We start from the raw sequence: 2,105 nt of genomic DNA on the forward strand, positions 1-2,105 counted from the left end.
AGGACCCACACCGCCATGCCCGCCAGCAGCAGCGCCATCGCCAGATAAGGCGCATGCACCGCATGGGTGAAGCGCGCCAGGATGGCGTCGCGCGCCGCGTGGTCCGGTGCGGCCTGGACCTGCGCCGCGATCCCGCCGATATCGCGCATCACCAGCCACGCGAAGACCAGCGGGGCGACGATGCCCGCGCATTTGTTCGCAGTCCCCATGATGGCGATGCGCTGCGCCGCCCGCGCATGCGGGCCCAGCAGGCTGACATAGGGATTGATGGTGATCTGCAGCAGCGACAGCCCCGCCCCGATCACGGCCAGCCCGGCCAGCGCGCCGGGATACCAGCGCGCGGTCACGCATTCGCCGAAGACGGCCGAGCCGCCCGCCATGACCATCAGCGACACCGCCATGCCGGTTTTCAACCCGGTGCGGCGCGCCACATAGGTCGCGGGCAGCGGAAAGACGAAATAAGCCAGATAGAAACAGGCCGGCACCAGGAACGCCGCCACGTCGCTCAGATTGAAGGCAAGCTGCACGAAGGTGATCAGCGGCCCGTTCAGCCAGGTGACGAAGCCGATGCTGAAGAACAGGATCGCCATCACGACGATCGGCCGCCAGCCATAGGCCCCGGCGGGGCCGCCGACGGCCAAATGACCTGTGTCCGGGCTGACGACGGCCGATCCGTCGATGGACGAAAGAGTCACCATGCAGCTCCCTGCTTCGCGCGCCCCGGGCGACGGACCGGAACAGTCCGCCATGCACCCGTCTCGCCCCACCCCGACCTTTTGGAGTACGCAAAGTTCTATTGGCAGGAAGATAGTTTATCAACCGAAATAAAAAATAGGACGTCTTTGCGGGCGAAGGCCGATATTTCCGGCAGGCCACGGCCAGATCCTCGGCACGCTCAGCCGCAGCGCGGTCAGCCTGGCCGCGCATCATATCCTGTTCGGCCATGAAAAGGCCTGATCGCACCTGCAACGACGTCACAGTTTGATGAAATTTTAATCCCGCCCTGCCGCCCCGGTGGCGCGCGCTATGCTGGCGCCTCGGACACGGGCCTGCGTCCCGTGCCGCAAGCGCATCAGCCACCGTTCGGCCGGAACGGATTCCGACGACAGCACCGCGTTCCGCAGACATTCTTTCCTGGAAGTGCTGCGCCTGCAGGGCGATCTGGCATAATCACAGGACTGGGACCGGCCACCGCACGGTCATCATCTTCCAAGGCCGCGACGCCGCCCGCAAGGGCCGGGTCATCAAGCGCATCACCCAGCGCCTGAACCCGCGCATCTGCCGGGTCGCCGCCCTGCCCGCGCCGAACGACCGCGAACGCACCCAATGGTATTTCCAGCGCTATGTTGCCCACCTGCCGGCGGCGGGCGAGATCGTGCTGTTCGACCGAAGCTGGTACAACCGCGCCGGTGTGGAGCGGGTCATGAATTTCTGCACCGACTCGGACTATGCGGAATTCTTCCGCTCGGTGCCCGAATTCGAGCGCATGCTGGTCCGTAGCGGCATTCAGTTGGTGAAATACTGGTTCTCCATCACCGACGAGGAACAGGAAATGCGCTTCCGCGCGCGGATCGAAGACCCGCTGAAGCAATGGAAGCTCAGCCCGATGGACCTGGAGAGCCGGCGCCGGTGGGAGGCCATACCCTGGCCAAGGACGAGATGCTGGAACGCTCCAACATCGAGGAAGCGCCCTGGTGGGTGGTGCCGGCGGTGAACAAGAAGCGCGCGCGGCTGAACTGCATGGCGCATCTCCTGTCGCTGGTTCCCTATGCCGAGGTCACCAAGCCCGAGGTCATCCTGCCGGAACGGGTCTATCACCCCGACTATGCCCGCCAGCCGACCCCCGAGGGAATGATCGTTCCCCAGCTTTACTGACGTGATGGCCGGACCGATGGAATGACCGGGCGGGTTTTCACCCCCGCCCGGTCGATCAGGTCGCCGGTCCGCCGGATTTCGGCCTCACAGCACCAGCTTCAGCGGACCCAGGCCACGCATGACCAGGTTGGCGGCCAGGGCCAGCATGATCGCCGCGACCGCGCCATCCAGCACCCGCCAGGCGGCCGGCCGCGCGAAGAACGGGCCCAGCAGCCGGGCGCCGAAGCCCA

1 protein-coding gene and 1 pseudogene are annotated in these 2,105 nt (G+C 65.8%); one reads left to right on the forward strand and one right to left on the reverse strand.

Annotated elements, in window-relative coordinates:
- A partial coding sequence (locus HUK84_RS15800; RefSeq protein ID WP_374729375.1) for an MFS transporter occupies positions 1–695 on the reverse strand: 695 nt, incomplete at its 3' end.
- Between the two features lie 412 nt (positions 696–1,107).
- On the opposite strand from HUK84_RS15800, the pseudogene ppk2 reads away from it, so the two are divergent.
- Positions 1,108–1,875, forward strand: a pseudogene (gene ppk2, locus HUK84_RS15805) (polyphosphate kinase 2); the annotation flags it as partial.
- Between the last annotated feature and the right edge of the window lie 230 nt (positions 1,876–2,105).

Source organism: Nguyenibacter vanlangensis, from assembly GCF_013376155.1.
Classification (GTDB): Bacteria; Pseudomonadota; Alphaproteobacteria; order Acetobacterales; family Acetobacteraceae; genus Gluconacetobacter; species Gluconacetobacter vanlangensis.